22 protein-coding genes and 1 tRNA gene are annotated in these 22,057 nt (G+C 62.2%); 13 read left to right on the top strand and 10 right to left on the bottom strand.

Features of this window, described 5'->3' with window-relative positions; genetic code table 11:
- Window positions 1–14 precede the first annotated feature (14 nt).
- Window positions 15–1,241 carry a UbiH/UbiF family hydroxylase gene (locus tag BGN91_RS15395; protein WP_292614613.1) on the bottom strand — a complete coding sequence of 409 codons (1,227 nt, stop codon included), beginning with the start codon at window positions 1,239–1,241 and terminating at the stop codon, window positions 15–17.
- A 150-nt stretch (window positions 1,242–1,391) separates the two neighbouring features.
- On the opposite strand from BGN91_RS15395, the gene pcsA reads away from it, so the two are divergent.
- The 4 genes from pcsA to BGN91_RS15375 all read left to right on the top strand — a co-directional run bounded on the left by pcsA (window position 1,392) and on the right by BGN91_RS15375 (window position 4,229).
- Entirely contained in the window at window positions 1,392–2,126 is a 735-nt protein-coding gene (pcsA, locus tag BGN91_RS15390; RefSeq protein WP_292614611.1) for a phosphatidylcholine synthase, read from the top strand.
- A complete protein-coding gene (locus tag BGN91_RS15385) occupies window positions 2,123–2,848 on the top strand; it encodes a TerC family protein (RefSeq protein WP_292614609.1) in 726 nt (241 codons plus the stop codon). The genes pcsA and BGN91_RS15385 overlap by 4 nt, the downstream gene beginning before the upstream one ends.
- Before the next feature lie 80 nt (window positions 2,849–2,928).
- Complete coding sequence (locus BGN91_RS15380; RefSeq protein ID WP_292614607.1) at window positions 2,929–3,906, top strand: quinone oxidoreductase; 978 nt, start codon at window positions 2,929–2,931, stop codon at window positions 3,904–3,906.
- A 170-nt stretch (window positions 3,907–4,076) separates the two neighbouring features.
- Complete coding sequence (locus tag BGN91_RS15375) at window positions 4,077–4,229, top strand: hypothetical protein (RefSeq protein WP_292614606.1); 153 nt, start codon at window positions 4,077–4,079, stop codon at window positions 4,227–4,229.
- Between the two features lie 10 nt (window positions 4,230–4,239).
- On the opposite strand, the gene BGN91_RS15370 is transcribed toward BGN91_RS15375, so the two are convergent.
- From BGN91_RS15370 to pxpB, 3 genes are read right to left on the bottom strand one after another with little or no spacing between them, the layout of a single operon-like run.
- Window positions 4,240–5,007, bottom strand: a complete 768-nt coding sequence (locus tag BGN91_RS15370) for a 5-oxoprolinase subunit PxpA (protein ID WP_292614604.1) — start codon at window positions 5,005–5,007, stop codon at window positions 4,240–4,242.
- A gap of 57 nt (window positions 5,008–5,064) precedes the next feature.
- Window positions 5,065–6,075 (bottom strand): biotin-dependent carboxyltransferase family protein, encoded by a 1,011-nt coding sequence (locus BGN91_RS15365; RefSeq protein WP_292614602.1) that lies wholly within the window; start codon window positions 6,073–6,075, stop codon window positions 5,065–5,067.
- Complete coding sequence (pxpB, locus tag BGN91_RS15360) at window positions 6,072–6,803, bottom strand: 5-oxoprolinase subunit PxpB (RefSeq protein ID WP_292614601.1); 732 nt, start codon at window positions 6,801–6,803, stop codon at window positions 6,072–6,074. The genes BGN91_RS15365 and pxpB overlap by 4 nt, the downstream gene beginning before the upstream one ends.
- 180 nt (window positions 6,804–6,983) lie before the next feature.
- On the opposite strand from pxpB, the gene BGN91_RS15355 reads away from it, so the two are divergent.
- Entirely contained in the window at window positions 6,984–7,391 is a 408-nt protein-coding gene (locus BGN91_RS15355) for a cupin domain-containing protein (protein ID WP_292614599.1), read from the top strand.
- A gap of 65 nt (window positions 7,392–7,456) precedes the next feature.
- On the opposite strand, the gene BGN91_RS15350 is transcribed toward BGN91_RS15355, so the two are convergent.
- The 3 genes from BGN91_RS15350 to BGN91_RS15340 form a co-directional block, all read right to left on the bottom strand.
- Entirely contained in the window at window positions 7,457–8,245 is a 789-nt protein-coding gene (locus BGN91_RS15350; protein ID WP_292614598.1) for a DUF2147 domain-containing protein, read from the bottom strand.
- Between the two features lie 184 nt (window positions 8,246–8,429).
- Complete coding sequence (locus BGN91_RS15345) at window positions 8,430–8,885, bottom strand: hypothetical protein (protein ID WP_292614595.1); 456 nt, start codon at window positions 8,883–8,885, stop codon at window positions 8,430–8,432.
- A 680-nt stretch (window positions 8,886–9,565) separates the two neighbouring features.
- Window positions 9,566–9,655: transfer RNA gene (locus tag BGN91_RS15340), tRNA-Ser, on the bottom strand.
- 491 nt (window positions 9,656–10,146) lie between these two features.
- Here BGN91_RS15340 and BGN91_RS15335 point away from each other — a divergent pair.
- From BGN91_RS15335 to BGN91_RS15315, 5 genes are all read left to right on the top strand, one after another.
- Window positions 10,147–10,443, top strand: coding sequence for a PilZ domain-containing protein (locus BGN91_RS15335; protein WP_292614593.1), 297 nt, complete (start codon window positions 10,147–10,149; stop codon window positions 10,441–10,443).
- Window positions 10,444–10,595: 152 nt separating this feature from the next.
- Window positions 10,596–11,528: a septal ring lytic transglycosylase RlpA family protein gene (locus BGN91_RS15330; RefSeq protein WP_292614630.1), complete on the top strand. Its 933-nt coding sequence runs from the start codon at window positions 10,596–10,598 to the stop codon at window positions 11,526–11,528.
- 244 nt (window positions 11,529–11,772) lie between these two features.
- On the top strand, window positions 11,773–13,014 hold the full coding sequence (locus BGN91_RS15325; RefSeq protein ID WP_292614591.1) for a D-alanyl-D-alanine carboxypeptidase family protein: 1,242 nt from the start codon (window positions 11,773–11,775) through the stop codon (window positions 13,012–13,014).
- On the top strand, window positions 13,014–13,706 hold the full coding sequence (gene tmk, locus BGN91_RS15320) for a dTMP kinase (RefSeq protein WP_292614589.1): 693 nt from the start codon (window positions 13,014–13,016) through the stop codon (window positions 13,704–13,706). The genes BGN91_RS15325 and tmk overlap by 1 nt, the downstream gene beginning before the upstream one ends.
- Window positions 13,703–14,743 carry a DNA polymerase III subunit delta' gene (locus BGN91_RS15315; protein ID WP_292614586.1) on the top strand — a complete coding sequence of 347 codons (1,041 nt, stop codon included), beginning with the start codon at window positions 13,703–13,705 and terminating at the stop codon, window positions 14,741–14,743. Before tmk ends, BGN91_RS15315 begins: the two co-directional genes overlap by 4 nt.
- A gap of 43 nt (window positions 14,744–14,786) precedes the next feature.
- Here the strand turns inward: BGN91_RS15315 and BGN91_RS15310 are convergent, their stop codons facing one another.
- A complete protein-coding gene (locus BGN91_RS15310) occupies window positions 14,787–15,191 on the bottom strand; it encodes a hypothetical protein (RefSeq protein ID WP_292614584.1) in 405 nt (134 codons plus the stop codon).
- On the opposite strand from BGN91_RS15310, the gene metG reads away from it, so the two are divergent.
- From metG to BGN91_RS15295, 3 genes are read left to right on the top strand one after another with little or no spacing between them, the layout of a single operon-like run.
- Window positions 15,184–16,761 (top strand): methionine--tRNA ligase, encoded by a 1,578-nt coding sequence (gene metG / locus BGN91_RS15305; protein WP_292614582.1) that lies wholly within the window; start codon window positions 15,184–15,186, stop codon window positions 16,759–16,761. The genes BGN91_RS15310 and metG overlap by 8 nt on opposite strands.
- Window positions 16,762–16,773: 12 nt before the next feature.
- A complete protein-coding gene (locus BGN91_RS15300) occupies window positions 16,774–17,565 on the top strand; it encodes a TatD family hydrolase (RefSeq protein WP_292614580.1) in 792 nt (263 codons plus the stop codon).
- Entirely contained in the window at window positions 17,562–18,386 is an 825-nt protein-coding gene (locus tag BGN91_RS15295; RefSeq protein ID WP_292614578.1) for an MBL fold metallo-hydrolase, read from the top strand. Before BGN91_RS15300 ends, BGN91_RS15295 begins: the two co-directional genes overlap by 4 nt.
- A 20-nt stretch (window positions 18,387–18,406) precedes the next feature.
- Here the strand turns inward: BGN91_RS15295 and BGN91_RS15290 are convergent, their stop codons facing one another.
- Both BGN91_RS15290 and BGN91_RS15285 read right to left on the bottom strand, forming a co-directional pair.
- Window positions 18,407–20,050, bottom strand: a complete 1,644-nt coding sequence (locus tag BGN91_RS15290; RefSeq protein WP_292614576.1) for an acyl-CoA synthetase — start codon at window positions 20,048–20,050, stop codon at window positions 18,407–18,409.
- 95 nt (window positions 20,051–20,145) lie between these two features.
- Window positions 20,146–22,035, bottom strand: coding sequence for a TRAP transporter large permease subunit (locus tag BGN91_RS15285; RefSeq protein ID WP_292614574.1), 1,890 nt, complete (start codon window positions 22,033–22,035; stop codon window positions 20,146–20,148).
- Between the last annotated feature and the right edge of the window lie 22 nt (window positions 22,036–22,057).

The raw sequence follows: 22,057 nt of genomic DNA, 5'->3' as shown, positions 1-22,057 counted from the left end.
ACCGGCACGGCTGTTCAGGACCGGCCGGATCGCGTTTCGCTGTAGGGAGGTTGCCGCCACGACGGCGCGAGACCCTCGCGCATGGCAAGACGCCGGAGCGGGCCGATCCCCCCGATCAGGTGCAACCCAAGCGCGCGCGCGGTTTGAAGCGGCAGGAACTCGCTCAGCAGCGACCGGTTGGCCAGGTCGATCGCCAGCGTCCGGCTCAGCACGTCGCTGCGCCGCGCCGTTTCGAATCGTGCGAGGGTGCGAGGCGAGCCGGGGTCCTCGCCGGATGACAGTGCGCCGCGGACGACATTTGCGATATCAGCAGCATCACGCAGACCCATGTTCAGACCCTGAGCGCCGAACGGCGGCAGAACATGGGCGGATTCACCGACCAGCACGATGCGGTTGTCTGCGAAGCGCGCAGGTCGCTCTATCGCGAGGGGAAACAGATTCCGGCCCGGTTCGACACTGAGCCGTCCCAGAATCGAATGCAATTGCCGTTCGGCGGTTTCGGCCAGGTCATCGTCGCTGAGTTCCTTGAGCCGCGCCGCCTCCTTGGGAGAGGTGACCCACACGACGCTGGAACGGTCCCCCGGCAATGGCACAAAAACGCAGGGGCCATGCGGCGTGTGAAATTCGGTCGAGACATTCTTGTGCGGCCGGGCATGAGCGACGTTGAACGTCAATGCAGCCTGATCGAGTGCGCGGCGCGTGACGTCGATACCGGCGGCTTTGCGGCAAAGCGACTGCCGCCCGTCGGCTCCGACGACGAGATGTGCGATCAACGTCTCTCCCTGCCGCGTCGTGATGGTGACCGCAGCATCGCCCGGCGTCACATGCTCGGCCTCGCCGTCGATCCGCGTGAGGTTGCCGGCTTCCGCGGCGCGTGCCTCCATGGCCGCCATCAGCGCGCGGTTTTCGATGTTGTAGCCGAATGCATCGAGTCCGATCTCGTCGGCCGAAAAGCGCACCTCAGGGGCCCGGATAAGACGTCCGGTATCGTCGACGAGCCGCATGACGCGGAGAGCCGCAGCATCAGCTTCGCAACGAGCCCATACGTCCAGCTGCCGTAAGAAGTCGACCGATCCACCGAGCAGCGCCGTTGTCCGGTTATCGCCGTAGGCGACGTGCCTGGCGATCAGCGCCGTGCGGGCGCCTGCATCGGATAGCGCGATCGCCGCCGCCAATCCGGCAGGCCCGCCGCCAACCACCGCGACGTCGTAAACGGCATCCGTCTTCGTGCTCTCGTTCATCAATCGACAATCGGCATTCGGAGCGACATTTTCAAGCCCGCCGGCGAACATTGTTAACGTTGGCCGGTCATGTTCCCTGTCATTCAAGCGGCGTAACGCCGCAAGACCCGTTATGCAAACCGGCGCGATTCCTGATAGCAAGATGGGTCAATGAGCCAGCCAAACCGGCACGATCCGCTACCCAGACCCCGAACGTCGCGCACCGCTGCGTTCTGCGTTCATGTTTTTACGGCGGCGGGCGGGGGGATTGCACTGCTTGCGCTGCTTGAGGCCGTGCGGGAGCACTGGGCAGCCATGTTCGCCTGGCTCGGTGTTGCGCTCGTGATCGATGGCCTGGACGGACCGATCGCGCGGCGGCTGAACGTCGAGGCCGTGCAGCCGAACTGGTCGGGGGAGGTGCTGGACCTCGTTGTCGATTTCGTGACCTACGTTTTCGTTCCCGCCTACGCCGTTATCGCGAGCGGCCTGCTGCTGCCGATCGCGGCGCCCTTGCTGGGCGTAGGCATCGTCATCAGCGGCGCGCTTTATTTCGCCGACCGCCGAATGAAGACGGCTGACAATCACTTTCGCGGTTTTCCGGCGCTGTGGAACGCAGCCGCATTCTACCTGTTCCTGCTGCACCCGCCGCCAGCGATATCGACGCTTGGTATCGCCGCGCTCATCGTTTTGACGTTCGTACCCATCAAGGTGCTGCATCCTGTGCGGGTGAAGCGGCTGCGTGGCCTCAACCTGTCTCTGATCGCTGTATGGGCGGCGCTGGCTATCGTGACCGTCGCAAGGGATTTCGATGTGGCGATGCCGGTCACCGCAGCGCTGTGCGCCATTGCACTTTATGTTGTCTGCGGCGATGCCACGATCCGTCTCCTGAGGTGGGAAAATCGATGATCGAACTGCTGTCCAGTCCGGAAGCATGGGCTGCGCTGTTGACGCTGACGGCGCTCGAGATCGTGCTGGGAATCGACAACGTCATCTTCCTGTCCGTGATCGTATCGCGGATACCGCCGGCGCAAGCGAAGAGGGCGCGCCAGATCGGCCTGGCGCTGGCGCTGATCTTTCGCATTCTTCTGCTGAGCATACTGGTCTGGCTGATCGGACTGACCACGCCAGTCTTTACGGTGAAGGAATTTGCATTCTCCTGGCGCGACGTCATCCTGATCGGCGGCGGACTGTTCCTGATCGCCAAGGCAACGCACGAGATTCACGGCGAGGTCGAGGCGCGAGAACCCGAAGAGACGAGCACATCGAAAACGAGCGCATTTTTCTGGATCATCGTGCAGATCATCATCATCGACCTGGTGTTCTCTCTCGACTCGATCATCACCGCGATCGGCATGGCGAAGGATCTCGAGATCATGATCGCCGCTGTTATCATCGCATGTTACATCATGTACGTATCGTCGGGCCCGGTGGCGCGTTTCGTCGTCGAGCATCCGACGACCAAGATGCTGGCGCTGGCGTTCCTGGTGCTGATCGGCGTCGCGCTCGTGGCGGACGGTTTCCACTTCCACATACCGCGTGCTTATATTTACTTCGCGATCGCGTTCTCCGCGTTGGTCGAACTGTTCAACGTGCTCGCCCGGCGCAACCGCAGCAAGCCCGGCCGCTGAGTTTTTTCCGGCGGTCATGTTGACAACGCAGGTTCAATGCCTTTCGCTTCCGGTAGCGCGGAAGCGGCAGGGAGAGACCGATGGCCAAGGCGGTGCGCGTTCATCAGGTGGGCGGCCCCGAGGCGCTCGTCTATGAAGCCGTGGACGTACCGGCGCCGGGGCAGGGCGAAGTTCGCATTCTGCAACATGCCGCTGGGTTGAATTTCATCGATGTCTATTATCGCACCGGCCTCTACAAGGCGCCGTCGAAGCCGTTCGTCGTCGGCAACGAGGCCGCGGGCGAGGTCGTAGCTGTGGGGCCCGGCGTCACCGACTTTCATCCCGGCGATCGCGTCGCATACTATTTCAATCTCGGCGGTTATGCGACCGAGCGAAACATTCCGGCCGACAAGCTGGTGAAGCTGCCGGACCACATCACCTACGAGCAGGGCGCGGTGCTCATGCTCAAGGGGCTGACGGTGTGGTATCTTCTGCACAAGACCTTCAAGGTCGAGCACGGTCATCGCGTGCTGATTCATGCGGCAGCCGGCGGGATCGGCCTATTGGCTTGTCAGTGGGCAAAGGCGCTCGGCGCAAACGTCATCGGCACTGTCGGCTCGAAGGCCAAGGCGGATCTCGCTCAGGCCAATGGTTGCGATCACGTCATCCTTTACAAGGAAGAGGATTTCGTCGCGCGCGTGAAGCAGATCAGCCGCAACGAATTGTGCGACGTGGTTTATGACGGCGTCGGCAAGACCACGTTTCCCGGTTCGTTGTCCTGTCTCCGGCCGCGCGGCCTGTTCGTCAGCTTCGGTAATGCCTCCGGGCCGGTGCCGCCGTTCGCGCTGGCTGAACTTAACAATCACGGATCGCTGTTCGCGACGCGGCCGAAGCTGAACGACTATGTGGCGACGCGCAGAGAACTGCTTGAAGGAGCCGATACGCTGTTCGCCGCCGTCATCAACGGAACGCTTCACGTTCCGATCAATCGCGCCTACGCCCTGAAAGATGCGGCGAAAGCGCATGCCGACCTTGAAGGCCGCCTGACAACGGGAGCCGCGATCCTCAAGCCGCAGTAGCCGAAACGGGACGGAATGCTCGCGAACAGAATTTTTCACGGACATGCCTGGTGGAGAATTTCCGTCCGCAAATCAGCGGTTTTGAACAATCCCATCGTTATTTCGTCGCCGATCTTGCCGCCGGCGGGAACCGTCGTTCATTGTAGCGCGTGTTGAGCCGGAGACCGAGAATGTACCAACCATCCGACGAGACCCGCATTAACGTGGCCGCTCGTAGTGTGGCCGAACGCACGATGTTGCGCCTCCAAACCCTTGCGTTATATGGCTCGCTGGCGCTGATCGCTGCCGTGGTATTCGGCTCGCTGTCGATCCATCCGTTTTGATCGAAGCGGGTTATTTCGCCGTCTTGAATGGCGCAATCGCGATGTCGTTTTCTCTGAGCGCCTTGCACAGCACCCGCGCTATGTCGACCGCGCCCGGCGTGTCGCCGTGGATACAGACGGTATCCATTCTCATCCTGATCGCCTTGCCGGAGATCGAGATTATTTCTTCCGATTGAATCATTTTCACGACGCGTTGGGCGATAGCGTCGGCGTCGTGAAGGACGGCGCCGGATTTAGCGCGCGACACCAGCGATCCGTCGTCCTCATAAGCGCGATCGGCGAACACCTCGTGCACCATCGGCAGGCCAAAGGCTTCGCCGGCGGCAACGAGGCGGGAATTCGCGAGCACCACGAAGACCAGATCGGGATCGACCGCCCTGATCGCGGAGGCGATCGCACGCGCGGTCATGTCGTCCTCGCAAGCGGCGTTGGAGAGCGCGCCGTGCGCCTTCACATGCGTGACCCGGTGCCCGGCCATGGTGGCGATCGCCTGCAAGGCGCCGATCTGGTAGGCGACCAGGTTCTCGATTTCCGACGACGTGAGACCGAGGATCGGCCGCCGCCCGAAACCGTGGAGGTCGCGATATCCGGGATGTGCGCCGATGCTGACGCCGCGTGCCTTGGCGAGATCGACCGTCTTCTTCATCGTGTCGGCGTCTCCGGCGTGAAAGCCGCAGGCGATATTGACGGAGGTCGCGAGGTCAAGCATCGCGGCATCGTTCCCCATCGGCCAGACGCCGAAGCCTTCGCCGAGATCGCAGTTGAGGTCGATCGTCATGAGTTTCTGTTCCGATGTAGAGCGGATTGCTACGGATTTCGCAGGTGGCCAAGTTTGTCACGTTCCGCTGTCGAATGCATTCACCGCAGAGCCGGCGATATTGGCGTTTTGCAGCGCGTCGGTCATGTCGGCATCGCGCACCTCCCGCACCCGGTCCGGCAATGATCGCAACAACTCCGCCATCGCGCGCGCCTCGGCCTGCGCCTCCGCGACCGTGACTGCCCGGAAGCGGAAGTTGCGGCCGGCGGGGATTTGCGCGAAACGGCCCAGATCGGCCGAGATGACGGTTGCGATTTTGGGATAGCCGCCGCTGGTGCCGCGATCCGGCATCAGCACGATCGGCTGCCCATTGCCGGGAACCTGAATGCTGCCGTTCACGGTGCCATCGGAGACGATGTTGTGGCCGTGCAGATGCGCGATGGTCGGACCTTCAAGGCGATAGCCCATGCGGTCGCTCATTGCTGAAATCTTCCATTCGCTCGCAAGAAACTGATCGGTCGCTTCACCGAATTCGTCGTCCTGCGGACCCATCACCACGCGGATCGGATCGACGGCTATGGCGGGAAGGTCGATCCGCCGCTCGGCCCCCGCCTTTGCCGCATCGACATCGAGAGCATCGCCGTCCTGCAACGGCCGCGGAAACGGACTGCCGAGGCTGGCGCGCGCATTGACGGCGAGGCTGCCGAACATCGGCTCGCCCCTCACTCCGCCCTCTATGGCAAGATAGCTAAAGGTGCCGCCGCGCGCGATGCCGAGCGTCAGGGTGTCGCCGTCGCCGAGCGTGCAGGATTCATTGAACGACACCGGTCGGCCCGCAACCTCGGCGTTCCTCTCGGCGCCGGAGAGCGCAACGCGCACCTTGCCTTCGCGGGCAACAAAGACGGCGCCGAACGGTCCGATTTCGATCGCAGCCGCAAAGGGCGGATTGCCGACCAGACTATTGGCCACAGTCAGTGCAAGACGATCCACCGCACCGCTCGGCGTCAGGCCGTAACGCTGCGCACCGTAGCGTCCGTCATCCTGTACCGACGTCGCAGGTCCGACGGAGGTGACGAGGAGCTTGCTCATGGCGTCACCAGTTTTGCGACGAACTCGCCCCGCGCGGCGGCGCGATCCTGTTCGATAAACTGCCTGCTGTCGACCGCATGAAACGTGACGGCGTCTCCGGGTTCGAGCAGGAAAACGGGATCGCGGTGAAGCTGGTAAGTGCGCACGGCGGTCCGGCCGATCAGATGCCAACCGCTGGGTCCGGCAAGGCACTGGATGCCGGTCTGACGGCCGCCAATCGAGATTGCGCCGGAAGGCGTGAGCAAGCGCGGGTTCTGTCGTCGTGGCATTTGGAGGGAATCGTCGAGGCCGCTCAGATAAGAAAAGCCCGGCGTAAATCCGATCATGGCGACGCGATAGTCGCCGGCGACATGACGCGCGACGATGTCGTCAGGCGTGGAGTTCAACGTCCTGGCGAGGTCTTCGAGATCGATGCCATACTCGCCGCCGTAAACAACGGGGATACGCCAACGCCGGACTTCGGTTGTCGGCTGTATGGGCAACCGGGCGAGGGCCGTCAGGCGTTCGCCAAGTTCATCGAAACCGATCCGAACCGGATCGTAGTGAACGAGCAGCGATCGGTAGGTCGGCACGGTTTCCGTGACGCCGTCGATCGGCGTATCCGCAAGCGCGCGATCGAGTGCGAGCACGCGACGGTTCGCCCACTCGTCGATTGCGCGGCCAAACTCCACCGTGATGGCGGCATCGCCGCTTGGCAGAAGGCGGGGCGGGGGCAAAGGCGCGGTCATGACCGATCGATGGTTTCATCAGCAACAGGGTGACATCGTGGGAACAGTGTAGGCACATCCAATGAATTATTGATGGCGAGTTCACAGGATGTTGTAATCGGCGGAAACGTGCGAGGCTCCTCGCAGGAGTAGAACCAACAGTGCGCCGTTGTATCTCGCGCGGCAACTCAGGAGGTCAATATGGATATCCATCAAGCAGGTTCGCGGCCGGCGAAACCTGGGCCGAAGGAATATTTTTCAGGCACGGTCATGGTCGAGCCGATCATCGCTACCGCGAATGCGCCCTCCCGCGTCCTCGCCGCGAGCGTCGCGTTCGATCCCGGCGCACGCACTGCATGGCATACCCACCCGCTCGGCCAGACCCTGTATGTCATATCCGGCATCGGGTTGGTGCAAACCGAGGGTGGGCCGGTCCGCGAGATACGTGTCGGCGACACTGTGTGGATTCCGCCGGGTGAAAAGCATTGGCACGGCGCGGCGCCGAACACCGCCATGACGCATATCGCGGTGCATGAGTGTCTTGACGGAAGCGCCGTCACCTGGATGGAACAGGTCACCGACGCGCAATACAACGGCAAAACCGGCTGACGAAAAGCGGTCCCGCCAACGCGGGCAGGGCTCTCATCGTCGTCGCTACGCGGCAGCCTGATCGATCAATTCAACCGGGTCCAGGTCTGGCCGCCGCAGAACATCCCACCGAATGCGCAGCCCTGGACGCGCAAGCCGTCCTTGCCCTTCATCGCCACGGTGGAGCTGTAGGTGCTGCCGCTTTTCGGATCGTAGATCTTCCCGCTCCACCTGGAGCCGGCGGGCTTCATGTTGATCAAAATCTTTTCCTTGTTCCGGCCGGTGCGGGAATCCACCGAATATCCGCAGAGGTTTGTCCCGCACTGTTCGATCCGGACCTGCCCTTCCTTTTTCTCGGTAAGCCATACACCGAGCGGTCCGACAGGTTCGGCAACCGGGGGCGGGGGCGCTTGAACCGGTTCCGTGGCGGGGGCGGTGGCGGCGACGACAGTCGTGTTCACCTGCTCCCTGGCTGGCGGCGTTGTCGGGTTGGACTGGGCCGGAACGATGGCGCCAGCCGCGGCAGGAGGTGCCGCCGGTGTTGCGGTCTGTGGAACGGGCGCCGGCGTCGCGACGGCGGGGGCATCCGCGTTAGAGGTTGCGGGAGGAGGAATCGCCGGCGTGGCGGCTTGCGCAGGAGTTGATGGTGCACCTGACCGAGCCGGATCCCGCACATCAGACGCGTCATCGACAAAATTCCTGCGCCCGGAGTCGTAGAGGCCCGGGATCGAGATCGAGATGCAAGAGGGGGAATCGCAGCCGCGCGGCGCGTGGATTCGCACCGTGCGCCCGCCGATCTCAAAAGAATAGTTTTGACCGGCCTGGGCAGTCGAGACGGTCAGCAGCAACGCAGCGGCGACGGCGAGCTTTTTCATGGGACCTCCAGTCGGGTTCGGATTGTCGTGCCGACCTTATCCGCGCCGAGGTCACTGGAGTGTGATTCACATCACTCTGCGATCAACCGTTATCGTAGCCTGCCATTCATGACGAGGAGCGCGCGCGCTCGCGAGCGGAAATAGTGCCCGTTCGAAAAGCATTATCTCGTCAGTTGGGAGGGCGCTATTCGTCGGCGCGCCGGCCGATTTCTCCGCCGGCCATCTCGCTTCGTAGCTCTTCAAACCGCCGGCGGGCCTCGCGCTCGCGGTCGTCGACAAACTCGATCGCGGCTTCTTTTGTCATTGGTCCGCTGACGAGCGGGTACGAACTTTCTCCGATCGTTTCGTGAACGAAATAGTCGCCGTTGTCATCGCGGCGCGTCGTCCACTTGAAGCGCACGGCAGTCAGCGGGCCGGGCCCGAACTTCGTATAGGCGTCGTCTTGTGGGACATCGACACTGGATGAAGCCTCGGGCGCGACCGGCGACGTCGGCAGTATTTCTTCGACCGCACTAAATTCAGGCTGGTCTGTCGTTTCTGATTCGGATGCGTAACCGGCATCGCGCTCATCGGAAATTTCCGGCTTGTCGCTGAGGGTTGCAACCGCTTCGAGAACATCGGTCTGATCGCTTGCGCTCACCCGCTATCTCCCCAATTGAAATGGGGGCGGCACGGCCGCGAGCCGGCAAATTGCTGACCGTCCGTCCCCATGCGTATCCCGGTGCATGTATCCAGACTCAAATGGGCGGTTTTTTGTCTTTGCGAGGGCGCGGTTCGTCGGCACCGTACATTGATGGGGACGAATCGGTTTCACGCACCACCACGGCGTTTTCGAGCGAAGTGGATACCGGTTCTCATCGGAAGCCGCTTGAACAGGGGCTTGAACAGGGAAAAATTCGTTCCCGAAGATTGTCGCGTTTCCCTCAGTCAAAAACGCGAATGATCTTCGACCGCGTCCTCAGATGCGCGGCTGCTCATCGTCTTTCGCGACCTCTCTCGCAATCTCTCTCGGCGCCTCTTCCTCTTTGCGCGTCGGGTGAGATCGCACGTAACGATAGCTGGCATAAAAGAGCAGGCCGCAACCAATGATCGCGCCAAATATCAAGAGGGGCATGGTGCTATCGTGCCTCCAACCGCGAAACAAAAGATCGCGCCTGCCATGAAGGGTGATCTTTCTGACAGAACTCTAGATCGCGGAAGGCGGAAAGAGCAATATCGGAGTTGGCGGTCGCGGCCGGAGCAAGGAAACATGGGCCAGGAAGGCATGCCGCCGAGTGCCCGTACACAAGACCGGCCTGCCATTTCGCCGGTGTCCGACGCTGGCGGAAGGGGTGGGATTCGAACCCACGGTACCCTTGCGGGCACGCCGGTTTTCAAGACCGGTGCCTTAAACCACTCGGCCACCCTTCCGTCCCGTGAGATGGGATCGCTTAGCGCACGCCCCGTCGGAGCGCAATGCGGATGGGTTTCTGCAACGCCGGATGGCTGCGGAAGTTACGACACTCTGTTCGGCGACGCGGACGGAACAGCTCGAAAATCAGTGCGCTTCACCAGAACCAAACGCCCTCCGAGATTCCTCTTCCAATATTGATATTCCTTTTACACGCATAAATAGAAGATTTTACAGTGACATGCATAACAGTTCTAAGTTTTGTCTTGATGAGCTGCCATGCTCGATTTCTGCATTTCTCTCACCGCCGAGACGTTCGGCTGGGAGCATCACCGTCGAGGCGCGGACGGCGCTTTTGCGGGCGATGAAAGTGCAAACCGGCGCAGCCTGAAGGTCGTGAGCATTTGCGTTTCGTTAGGCTGGCCGCGATAGAATTAATTTTGCCGGAATATTAAGGCCGCGCCCCGTCATGGTCATGCGTGGATTCGAACGCGATGCATTTCTACAGACGATGAAAACACTGATGGAAGATCGCCGCAAACATCCGCGCGTCGAGATCGACGAACAGGCTTATATTTCCGCAGGCGGGTTGAGCATGCGGTGCCGGCTGTTGAATGTATCCGCCGAGGGGGCTGCGCTCGAAGTCCCGGATCCGACTTTTATCCCATCGGATTTCCAGCTCATGACCGAGAAGGATCGCGTGATTCGTCGCTGTCGGGTGATTTGGATCAAGAAGAACCGGGTCGGAGTTGCCTTCGATCAGTCCGGTCCGGAGGGCGGCCCGGTCGTGCCCGGCGGCAAGCCTTGATTTACCACGGATTTGGTCTGCCGCTGGCTCTCCCCATTTCCGCCGTCTTTGCGCGGAGATATGCTCGCTGGCTTGATGCGGGCATGGGCCGTATCATGCCGACCGGCGCCCGGATACGGGGGATGGCGCTCGGGAACGGGCCTTGGGGACGGATGGGGACAGCAGATTCAGACAGGATTCGACGTGCTGTAGGCGCTGTAGCGGCCGCAAGTGCGTGCCTGATGCTGGCCAACTGCAGCTCATCGGGCAAATTGAGCCGGATCGATCCCAAATATGGAGTTTCCAGCAGCCCCCGTGTCGTCGCTTTCGGCGAACCGGTGCCGAAGGGCGGCGGAACTTACCGGGTCGGCAAACCTTACACGGTCGCCGGGCGCGTCTACGTCCCCGAGGAAAATACCCATTACCGTGCCGAAGGGCTCGCTTCCTGGTATGGCGACGATTTCCACGGCCGTCTGACCGCGAACGGCGAGGTTTTCGACATGACCTCGCTCTCCGCCGCACATCCGACGCTGCCTTTGCCGTGTTACGCGCGGGTGACCAACCTCGGCAATGGCAAATCTCTCATTGTTCGCGTCAACGACCGCGGGCCATATCACGGTAACCGGTTGATCGACGTCTCCAACAAAGCCGCGGAGTTGCTGGAATTCAAACGGAACGGCGTCGCGCGAGTGAAGGTCGAATACGTCGGGCGGGCGCCTCTTGAAGGTTCGGACGATCGGCAATTGATGGCGACCCTGCGAACCGGCGAACCGGCTCCGTCGCCATCCACAGTCAGGATCGCATCGGCGCGGCCGTTCGTACCTGATCTCGAACCATCCGGACGCGCGATTCGCGGCGACGTCCCGACGCCGAACGGGCGGCCTTATACGCTCGGACATACCTCGATGGACGTCGCCTCGATCAACGCGACATCCGAAATGTCGGCGTCTGGCCGCGTCCGGTCACACCCACAGGTGCGGGATAATCCGCGGGCGGTCTCTTACGCCAGCGGCGACGACGGGACGGAAAGCCGGCCGGTTTCAGCCTATGCGCCCGTCGATCCGCGTGGACCGAGCGAACTGCTTTCGGGACGTGGACTCTACTAGACGCTGTTCGCCTGCATGCAACCAGCGGTCCTGACGTTCCGTGGTGCTGCCGGGCGGCGCATGTGTTGTTCAGGATGCTGCCGACTGTTATAGCGTTTTCGAGCGAAGCATGTCCTCGGGCTTGACCTGAGGATGGATACCGGTTCTCGCGGACAAAGCGCGTTAATCAAAACCGCAGTCATCCTGCTTCTGAGTCCGTCACAAGTGGAAAAGACTCCGGAACGACCTGTTCGGAACGCGGCGCATGACAACCAGAGCTTTCACGAATGGCAGACGCCGGGGATTTGCGTGGCTCGGTCTGACGGCCGTCGTCATCCTCGCGATCGGGATTGGTGGCGTTGCGCTTGCCGCCAACAACAGCGTGCAGGGTGCCAGAAAGGAAGACGTCTTTGAGACCGGCGCCCCGACCGCGATTTTGATCGAAGCCAATAGCGGCAGCGTGCTGTTCGAAAAGAACGCCGACGAACTGCGGGCGCCGTCCAGCATGATGAAGCTGATGACGGTGGAGGTGGTGTTTGACGCCATCAAGAAAGGGCAGATCAAGCTCACCGACGAGTTCCTCATCAGCGAGAACACCTGGCGCAAGGGCGGGGCGCCCGCCGGGGGATCAACCATGTTCGCGGCGATCAACAGCCGTGTCTCGGTCGATGATCTCCTGCACGGTGCGATTATCCAGAGCGGCAACGACTCCTGCATGGCGCTGGCGGAGGGCATCGCAAATAATGAGAGCGCATTCGCGGAAAAGATGACGGCGCGGGCGCGTGAATTGGGCATGACCCGCTCGACTTTCGCCAATTCCAACGGTCTCCCGGATCCCGGCAACAAGATGTCGGTTCGCGAGCTTGCGATTCTGGCGCGCCACATCATCCTGACGTACCCGGAATTCTACAAGCTGTTCGGCGAACGTGAATTCACCTGGAACAAGATTCGCCAGTTCAACCGCAACCCGCTTTTGACCACGATGGACGGAGCGGACGGATTCAAGACCGGCTACACCAAGGAGGGGGGCTACGGCATGGTCGGTTCGGCCGTTCAGAACGGCACGCGGCTGATCGTCGTGGTGAACGGTCTTGAGAGCGCTGATGACCGCGCGTCCGCAGCCAAGAAATTGCTGGAATGGGGGTTTCGGAATTTCGAGGTCCGAACCCTGTTCGCCGCGGAACAGCCGATCGGCTACGCCAAGGTATTCGGCGGCGAGAGCGGCACTGTCGGGGTCGCCGCGTCAGAGCCGGTCCAGGTCATGGTCCAGAAGAATGGCAACGACAAACTGCTCGCGCGCATCGTCTATAAGGGACCGGTCCATGCGCCGGTCGCGCCGGGGCAATCCATCGGCCTGATCAAGATATGGCGCGGCAAGGAAGTCGCGGTTGAAACGCCAGTTCATACCACGAACGCCGTGGGCGTCGGCTCGACGATGCGCCGCGCGATGGACGGCGCGATCGAGCTTGTCATCGGAATGGTGCGCTCGGGCGCCGAGAGACTCTGATGATCGAGGCCGCGGCCAATGCGGGCCCGGTGCGCGGGCGCTTCATCACCTTCGAAGGCGGCGAGGGATCCGGCAAATCGACGCAGATCAAGATCCTCGCGGAACGCCTGAACGCTGCGAAGCTGCACACCATCGTGACGCGGGAGCCCGGGGGCTCGCCGGGCGCTGAAATCATTCGTCACCTCGTGCTGTCCGGCATGGGAAAGCTGCTCGGTACTGATGCCGAAACCTTGCTGTTTGCGGCCGCGCGCGACGATCATGTTCATACTGTCATCAAGCCCGCGCTGGAGCAGGGCGTCTGGGTGCTCTGCGACCGGTTTGCGGACTCGACGCGCGCCTATCAGGGACGGCTGGGAAACGTGCTGCCCGGCGTGCTGAACGCGATGGAGCGCGTCACGATCGGCGATCTCAAGCCCGACCTGACCGTGATCCTCGACATCCCGGTGGAGATCGGGATGCAGCGCGCCGCAGCGCGCCGCGGCGGTTGCGCGCCGGATCGCTTCGAGGCCGAGGACGTTGCGTTTCACCGGCAACTTCGCGACGCCTATCGGGACATCGCCGCCAGCGACCCGCAGCGCTGCGTGGTGATCGATGCCAATGCCGACGTCGCGACCGTCGCCGCCGCCGTGTGGACGGCGCTGCGCGATCGCGTGCTGACTGCGAATCCCGCCAAAGAAGTCACACGCGCATGATCGTCCGCTCCACTGCCGCCGAGATGTCTGTCAAGCATCCGCGCGAGACGACCGCGCTTTTCGGCCACCGTGAGGCGGAGCGAACGTTGCTCGATGCCTATCGTGGCGGTCGTATTCCGCACGCGTGGCTGATCGGGGGCGCGCCCGGGATCGGCAAGGCGACGCTAGCCTACCGTATGGCGCGATTTGTGCTTGCACATGGCGATTCCACACTGTCCGACGTGCAATCGGCGCAGACACTCGAACTTGACCCGACGCATCCGGTTGCCCGCCATGTCGCGGCCGACACGCATGGCGGCCTCCTGATCCTTGAGCGAACGCCCAACGATAAGGGCGTAATGCGCACGGTGATCAGTGTGGAGCAGACGCGGGAGACCATCGCCTTTTTCGGCTCGACCGCGGCCGTCGGCGGCTGGCGGGTGTGCATCGTCGATACCGTCGATGAACTCAATCCCAACGCCGCCAATGCGCTGCTCAAGGTGCTCGAGGAACCGCCCCGGCAATCGCTGTTCTTTCTGGTCAGTCACGCGCCGGCCCGACTGCTGCCGACGGTCCAATCGCGCTGCCGCAAGCTGATGCTACGGCCGCTCGCGACCGCCGATGTGATTCGGGCGGGAGCCGAAGCGGCGCTGATCGCGCCGGACGATACATCGTTGCGGGAGGCCGCTGACGCGGCGGAGGGAAGCGTGGCGCGGGCGCTGACGCTAATGGGGGGCGGCGCGCTGAAGCTCCATCAGCGGACGACCATGTTGCTGGACAACCTTCCACAGGTCGACCCGCGCGAACTGCACACGCTGGGCGATGCACTCGGGGGCAGCGACCGCGCCGCGCTCGGCGCCTTCGTCGACAGTGTCGACCGCTGGATCGGCGAACGCCTCCGTGTCGGCGATGCCAACGCCGATCTTCCTCGTCTTGCACGGCTCGCGGAGGTATGGGAAAAGATCAACAACGCCGCGCGCGAGACGGAGACCTATAATCTCGAGCGAAAGCCGCTGGTTTTTTCGGTGTTCGGGCTTCTGGCAGAAGCAACGCGATAATAACGCTCCGCCCATGATCGTTTTTCAAAACCTCGCCTGAGACTCATAAGGAATTTGTGGTGGCTCCCGCTAAGAAAAAAACGGTAAAAAAAGCCCGCGTGAAGCCGCGCAAACAGCGCCGCGTCGTTGCCACCAAAGCGCGCAGCAAGAAGGCTGGCGCTAGGAAGATCAGCAAACGCAGAAAGACGGGCGCGAAAGCGACGACGAAAGCGCGCGCGCCGAAGAAGGCCAAAAAGGCGGCAAAGAAAAAGACGGTCAAGCGAACGGCCAAAAAGCAATCGGCGGCAAAAGCCCCAAAAAAAGCAGCGGCAAAAAACAAAACTCCGAAACGAGCCGTGACAAAAAAATCAGCAGTAAAACAGCCCGTGGCAAAACGGCCGGCGACGAAGCGTCCGGCGAGGGCCGCAAAGCCCGCGACGCCGGCCCGGTCTGATGCGGCAGTGGCCACGGCGCCTCTGAGTACGAAAACGGCGCATGCCAATACGTTTTATATCACGACAGCCATCGTGTATCCGAACGGCGCGCCGCATATCGGTCATGCTTATGAGGCGATTGCCACCGACGCGCTGGCGCGTTTCCAGAGGCTCGACGGCAAGGACGTCTTCTTTCTGACCGGCACCGACGAGCACGGCCAGAAGATGGTGCAAACCGCGCAGCGGGAAAACATATCGGCGCTTGAACTCGCCACACGGAACGCCGAATTGCTGCGCAAGCTCGACGAGACGCTGGACATCTCGTTCGATCGGTTTATCCGCACCTCGGAATCCGCGCATCATCGCTCGGTGCAGGAAATCTGGAAGCGCATGGCGGCAAACGGCGACATCTATCTGTCGAACTACGCCGGCTGGTATTCGGTACGCGACGAAGCCTATTACGCCGAGGACGAGACGGTCGTCGGCGAAGACAACGTGCGGCGCGGTCCGCAGGGCACGCCCGTCGAGTGGGTGGAGGAAAAAAGTTATTTCTTCAAGCTGTCGTCCTATCAGGACAAACTGCTCGCGCTTTACGAAAGCCAGCCGGATTTCATAGGTCCGGATTCCCGCCGCAACGAAGTCGTCAGCTTCGTGAAAGGCGGGTTGAAGGATCTCTCGATCTCGCGCACCACTTTCGACTGGGGCATCAAGGTGCCGGACGATCCCGAGCACGTCATGTATGTCTGGGTCGATGCGCTGACGAACTACATCACCGGCGTCGGTTTTCCAGACGAGAACGACGGGAACTGGCGCTACTGGCCGGCCGACGTTCACATCATCGGCAAGGACATCATCCGCTTCCACGCCGTGTACTGGCCTGCCTTCCTGATGTCGGCGGGCATCCCGTTGCAGAAGCGTGTCTATGCGCACGGCTTTCTGTTCAATCGCGGAGAGAAGATGTCGAAGTCGGTCGGCAACGTCGTCGATCCCTTCAACCTCGCCGCGCAATACGGCGTCGATCAGGTGCGCTATTTCTTTTTGCGCGAAGTACCGTTCGGACAGGACGGCAGCTACAATCACGAGGCCATCGTTGCGCGCATCAATGCCGATCTCGCCAACGACTTCGGCAATCTTGCGCAACGCTCCTTGTCGATGATCGCCAAGCAGCACGAGGGCGTACTGCCCGAGCCCGGCGATTTCAGCGACGCCGACAAGGCGATTCTTGCGCAGGCCGACGGAATGATCGTGCTTGCGCGCGAGGCGATGAATGCGCAGCAGATTCATCAGGCGCTCAACGCTGTCTGGGCCGTCGTCGCCGAAGCCAACCGCTATTTCGCAGGCGAGGCGCCCTGGGTGCTGGCCAAGACCGATCCTGAGCGACAGAAGACGGTGCTGTACGTTACCGCCGAGGTGGTGCGCCAGATCGCGATCCTAGCGCAGCCCGCGATGCCGGCCGCATGCGCCAAGATGCTCGACATTCTTGGCGTTCCCCCGGACGAACGGAATTTCGCAATGCTTGGCGGTCACGTCCGCATCAAGCCGGGCATGACTTTGCCTCCGCCGGCCCCTGTGTTTCCGCGCTATGTCGAACCATCCGTGACCTGACCGCAAAATCAGATGCTTGTCGACAGCCATTGCCATCTTGATTTTCCCGATTTCGCCGATGAACTCGACGCCGTTGTTGCGCGTGCGGAGGCGGCGGGGGTGGAGCGCATGGTGACTATTTCCACTCGCGTGAGGGAGCAAACCAAACTGCTCGCGATCGCCGAGCGGTTTTCAAATGTCTACTGCTCGGTCGGCACACATCCGCATCACGCCGATGAAGAGGACGGCATCACGTCGGACGAACTCGCCGCGCAGACGCGGCATCCGAAAGTCGTGGCGCTGGGGGAGGCGGGGCTCGATTATTTCTACGAAAACGGCTCGCCCAAGGCGCAAGCGCGGGGATTCCGCGCTCACATCGCCGCTGCCCGCACCACCGGTCTGCCGTTGGTGATTCACACCCGCGAGGCGGATGAGGATTGCGGACGCATTCTCGATGATGAAATGGCGAAGGGGTCGTTTCGCGCCGTGCTGCATTGCTATACTGGCGGCCGCGAACTCGCGATGAAGGCTGTCGCGCTCGGGCTATATATCGGTTTCACCGGAATTCTGACGTTCAAGAAATCCGATACGCTGCGTGCGCTCGCTGCCGAATTGCCCGAAGATCGCATTCTGGTCGAGACCGATGCGCCATATCTTGCGCCCGGCAAGTTTCGCGGCAAGCGCAACGAACCCTCCTATGTCGTGGAGACCGCCAGGGTGCTGGCCGATGTGCGCGGCGTTTCGCTCGAGGAAATGTCGCGGCAGACCACGGAGAATTTCTTCCGGCTGTTCTCCAAAGTGCCGCGCGGGGAGGTAATCGCATGACGGTGACGCTGACCATTCTCGGCTGCGGATCGTCGGCCGGCGTACCGCGTCCTGCGCTGGGCTGGGGTGCCTGCGATCCCACCAATCCGAGGAACCGCCGCCGCCGCTGCTCGCTGTTGGTGGAGCGCGCGTCGGAGCAGGGGACCACACGTGTCCTGATCGATACGTCGCCGGACCTGCGGGAGCAGTTGATCGACGTCAACGTCGATCGCATCGATGCGGTGTTTCTCACGCACGAACACGCCGACCAGACGCACGGAATCGACGACCTGCGTTCCATCGTGCTGCATCAAGGCCAGCGGATTCCGGTGTATCTCAATCAGTCGACATCCAAGGAAATACTGGCGCGCTTCTCTTACTGTTTCGTATCACCCGAGGGCAGCGGCTATCCGCCGATCCTGGACAGCCTCTCCATCGAAGCGGGCGAAAGCCAGGAAATCGATGGTAAGGGCGGTCCCCTCACGCTGTTGGCCTTTCTCGTGCAGCACGGCAACATTCCGTCGCTCGGTTACCGGATCGGCAACGCTGCCTATACCCCGGACGTGCATGACATTCCGCATGAAAGCTGGCAGGCGCTGCAAGGTCTCGATCTGTGGATCATCGATGCACTGCGATACGCGCAGCATCCCAGCCATTTCAGCGTCGCAGACGCGCTATCGTGGATCGACCGCTTCAAGCCGAAGCGCGCCGTCATCACCAACATGCACGCCGATCTGGATTACGAGGTGCTGCGCCACGAGCTGCCGGCAAATGTCGTGCCGGCCTATGACGGGATGCGGCTTCAGATCGGCGATCCCGGCCCTATCTCGACGCTCGAATAGCGGGGCGGACAGGAAACGGCTTAAGCCGAGATCGCCTTCGCCGAATTGACCTGACTTCTCAGCAGGAACTTCTGGATCTTTCCGGTCGAGGTCTTCGGAATCGTCCCGAACACCACGGCCTTCGGCGTCTTGAACCCCGGTATGTGCTCGCGGCAAAAGGCGATGATCTCCGCTTCGGTCGCGCGCGCGCCGTCCTTCAGTTCGATGAAAGCGCAAGGCACTTCGCCCCACTTGGCATCCGGTTTGGCGACCACGGCGGCGAACAGCACGGCAGGGTGCTTGTAGAGAACGTCCTCGACCTCGAGCGAGGAGACGTTCTCGCCGCCGGAAATGATGATGTCCTTGGAGCGATCCTTGATGATGACGTAGCCGTCCTCATCGAGCACCCCGAGATCGCCGGTATGAAACCATCCGCCGGCGAAAGCTTCTCTCGTTGCCTTCTCGTTCTTGAGGTACCCCTTCATCACGATGTTGCCGCGGAACATGACCTCGCCGACGGTTTCGCCGTCGCGCGGCACCTCGCGCATCGTCTCCGGGTCAAGGACGGTGATGGCTTCCTCGAGCGGGTAAGGAACACCCTGCCGTCGCTTGAGTTGGGCGCGCTGATCGCCGGGGAGGTCGTCCCAACCGGGCTGTTCGGCGCAGACCGCGGCGGGACCGTAGGTCTCCGTCAGCCCGTAGACATGAGTGAGTTTGATACCGATGCTTTCCGCGCCCTCGAGCACGGCGACCGGCGGCGCAGCGCCGGCGATCAGGCCGACGACCGGCCGGGCGGCTTTGCCCTTGGGCGCGCCGGGCGCGTTGATCAGGGTGTTGTAGACGATCGGCGCGCCGCACATGTGGGTGACGCCGTGCTTCGGAATCAGTTCGAAAATCCTGGCGGGGTCAACCTTGCGCAAGCAGACGTTCACGCCAGCCGCTGCGGCAACGCTCCACGTGAAGCACCAGCCATTGCAGTGGAACATGGGCAGGGTCCAGAGATAGGACGGGTGCTGCCCCAGTCCGCCAGCCAGAATATTGCTGACGGCATTGAGGTATGCGCCGCGATGGTGCGTAACCACGCCTTTCGGATTGCCCGTGGTGCCGGAGGTGTAGCTCAGCGCGATCGCGTCCCACTCGTCATGCGGCGGCACGGTGACGAAACCCGGATCGCCCGCGGCGACCGCCGCCTCATATTCGATTTCGCCAATGCGCTCGCCGCCCGAAAAAGCCGCGTCGTCGACGTCAATGACGAAGGGTTTTGGGCCGGTCATCAGCGCCAGCGCCGCGGCGATGACGGCGGAGAACTCCGGATCGACCAGAATGACCTTGGCGCCGCCATGGTCCAGCATGAAGGCGAGGGAGGCCGCCTCGAGGCGAATGTTGAGCGTGTTGAGTATGGCGCCGGTCATCGGCACCGCGAAATGGACCTCGTTCATCGCGGGGATGTTCGGCAACATCACCGCCACGGTATCGCCGCGCCCGATTCCACGTCCTGCGAGATACGATGCAAAGCGCCGGCAGCGGGCATAGGTCTCAGCCCAGGTGAAGGTGCGTCCCTCGTAGACCGTGCTCGGCAGGCCGGGATATACCGCCGCGCTTCGCTCAAGGAAGCTCAGCGGCGACAGCGGCACGAAGTTGGCGGGATTTTTGTCCAGACCAGTATCGTATTGATTTTCGACCATATCTTTTACCCTTCAATATCTTGCGAAGGATTTTTTATTTTCCGCTCTATCTATATCAAAAAATGGAGACGAAAGGCTGACCAACTCTCTGTTATTTATTTCAGAAATCCAATCGAAATCCATGGGAACGCCGCCACGGCGATCAAGCCGATCAACAGCGCCAGCATGTAATTCCAGATCGGCCTGATCCCCTCGGCAGGATCGACGCGACCGATGGCGCAGGCGGCATAATAACCTACGCCGAAAGGCGGCGCGAACAGCCCCATGCCCATGGCCAGGATAATGACCATTGCGTAGTGGACCTCGTGAATCCCGACAGCCCTGGCGATGGGAAACAGCAGCGGGCCGAACAGCACGACCGCCGGAATACCTTCGAGCACGCTGCCCAGAACGGTGAAGGCGACGATCGAAACGGCGATGAAGGTGACGCCGCCGCCGGGCAGGTCGGTCATCGTGGCCGCCAGCGTCCGGGCAAAGCCGGACTGGGTCAGTCCCCAGGCCATGCCGGTTGCCGTTCCGATGATGAGCAGGATCGCACCCGACAGCGAGGCGGTTTCGATCAGCATCGGCAGCAACCTGCGCCAGTCGAAACGACGATAGAGCAACAGGCCGGCGAGAACGGCATAGACGATGCCGATGGTCGACACCTCCGTCGCGGTCGCAATTCCCTCGACGACGGCAGCGCGGATCACGAACGGCAGCGCCAGCGCGGGCAGGGCGACGACGAACGTCCGGGCGATCTCGCCGGCCCCGGCCTTTTCGATGTGGCTCAGGTCGTCGCCGCGGTGCCGCCACCACACCAGCGCGGACAACGCAATCGCCAGCACGGCGCCCGGAAGCAATCCGCCGGTGAACAGGGCCGCGATCGATACGCCGGTCACCGAGCCGATCGTGATCAGCACCAGGCTCGGCGGAATGGTTTCCGTCTGGGCTCCGGTCGCCGCGAGCAGGGCGACAAGATCGCCAGGTTCGGCTCCGCGCTTCTTCATCTCCGGAAACAGCACGGGAGCCACGGCCGCCATGTCGGCCGCCTTGGCCCCGGAAATACCTGACACCAGATACATCGCACCCACCAGCACGTAATGCAGACCGCCGCGAACGTGGCCGAGCAGGCTGGCAAGGAAGGCCACCATGGCGCGTGCCATCCCGGTCATTTCGATCAGCAGGCCGAGGAAAACGAACAGCGGAACGGCGAGCAGGATGAGATGGCTCATGCCCTCGTCCATCCGCCCGACCAGCACCATCAGCGGCGTCCGCGTGGTCAGCGCCAGATATCCGTAGATCGCAAGGCCAAATCCGAAAGCGATCGGCACGCCCGCGAATACGCAGAGTCCGGCCACGCCGACGAAAAAGATCACGAGGTTCACGTTGCCCAACGGCAGCAGCCACGGCTGCATCAGCCGGAATGCGAAAATTACAACTGCAACAGTCGCGGCGGCGCCCAGCACGGTCCGCATATTGCCGCTGCGCACGAGCCGCAGCAGTGCAAAGACGGCCATCAGGCCGATGCCCACCGGCAGCGCCGCCGCGCGCCACACGTTGGAAATCTGTAACGCCGGCGTGGTGATGAAGCTTTCCTCATAGGCATAATTCCACGATGGCCCGACTATAAGGATCAAAAAGGCGAGGGCCGCGCAGATCCCGACCGTATCAAGGAAGGCGCGTTGTGCGGGGCGAGCCTGCGCGACCAGCGCCGTCATGCGCATGTGCTCGCCACGACGGAATGCGGTGACCGCGCCCAGCATCGCCAGCCACAGGAACAGGATCGACGCCAGTTCATCGGACCAGATCAGGGGCCGGTGAAGCAGGTAACGAGAAACCACGCCCGCGAACAATACGACGATTTCCGTAACGACAAGCGCGGCGACCGGCACTTCGACGAGATATCCGAGACATGCGTCGAGCGACGCGGCCAGCGAGCGCAGGCGCGCGAAATTCGGTGTTTCCAGGTCCGCCGTCGCTTCCGTGCCTTCGGCGCGAGCCATCGCGACTCCTTTGCGTCCGAGG

Origin of the sequence: Nitrobacter sp. 62-13 (assembly GCF_001896955.1) — a bacterium.
GTDB lineage: Bacteria > Pseudomonadota > Alphaproteobacteria > Rhizobiales > Xanthobacteraceae > Nitrobacter.
The sequence above is the reverse complement of the archived record's forward strand: the minus strand, read 5'-3'. Positions and strand labels throughout refer to the sequence as shown.

Coding starts and splice junctions, on each gene's coding strand:
- BGN91_RS15395 (WP_292614613.1), bottom strand. CDS start 1,241: ATGAACGAGAGCACGAAGACGGATGCCGTTTACGACGTCGCGGTGGTT.
- pcsA (WP_292614611.1), top strand. CDS start 1,392: ATGAGCCAGCCAAACCGGCACGATCCGCTACCCAGACCCCGAACGTCG.
- BGN91_RS15385 (WP_292614609.1), top strand. CDS start 2,123: ATGATCGAACTGCTGTCCAGTCCGGAAGCATGGGCTGCGCTGTTGACG.
- BGN91_RS15380 (WP_292614607.1), top strand. CDS start 2,929: ATGGCCAAGGCGGTGCGCGTTCATCAGGTGGGCGGCCCCGAGGCGCTC.
- BGN91_RS15375 (WP_292614606.1), top strand. CDS start 4,077: ATGTACCAACCATCCGACGAGACCCGCATTAACGTGGCCGCTCGTAGT.
- BGN91_RS15370 (WP_292614604.1), bottom strand. CDS start 5,007: ATGACGATCGACCTCAACTGCGATCTCGGCGAAGGCTTCGGCGTCTGG.
- BGN91_RS15365 (WP_292614602.1), bottom strand. CDS start 6,075: ATGAGCAAGCTCCTCGTCACCTCCGTCGGACCTGCGACGTCGGTACAG.
- pxpB (WP_292614601.1), bottom strand. CDS start 6,803: ATGACCGCGCCTTTGCCCCCGCCCCGCCTTCTGCCAAGCGGCGATGCC.
- BGN91_RS15355 (WP_292614599.1), top strand. CDS start 6,984: ATGGATATCCATCAAGCAGGTTCGCGGCCGGCGAAACCTGGGCCGAAG.
- BGN91_RS15350 (WP_292614598.1), bottom strand. CDS start 8,245: ATGAAAAAGCTCGCCGTCGCCGCTGCGTTGCTGCTGACCGTCTCGACT.
- BGN91_RS15335 (WP_292614593.1), top strand. CDS start 10,147: ATGAAAACACTGATGGAAGATCGCCGCAAACATCCGCGCGTCGAGATC.
- BGN91_RS15330 (WP_292614630.1), top strand. CDS start 10,596: ATGGGGACAGCAGATTCAGACAGGATTCGACGTGCTGTAGGCGCTGTA.
- BGN91_RS15325 (WP_292614591.1), top strand. CDS start 11,773: ATGACAACCAGAGCTTTCACGAATGGCAGACGCCGGGGATTTGCGTGG.
- tmk (WP_292614589.1), top strand. CDS start 13,014: ATGATCGAGGCCGCGGCCAATGCGGGCCCGGTGCGCGGGCGCTTCATC.
- BGN91_RS15315 (WP_292614586.1), top strand. CDS start 13,703: ATGATCGTCCGCTCCACTGCCGCCGAGATGTCTGTCAAGCATCCGCGC.
- BGN91_RS15300 (WP_292614580.1), top strand. CDS start 16,774: ATGCTTGTCGACAGCCATTGCCATCTTGATTTTCCCGATTTCGCCGAT.
- BGN91_RS15295 (WP_292614578.1), top strand. CDS start 17,562: ATGACGGTGACGCTGACCATTCTCGGCTGCGGATCGTCGGCCGGCGTA.
- BGN91_RS15290 (WP_292614576.1), bottom strand. CDS start 20,050: ATGGTCGAAAATCAATACGATACTGGTCTGGACAAAAATCCCGCCAAC.
- BGN91_RS15285 (WP_292614574.1), bottom strand. CDS start 22,035: ATGGCTCGCGCCGAAGGCACGGAAGCGACGGCGGACCTGGAAACACCG.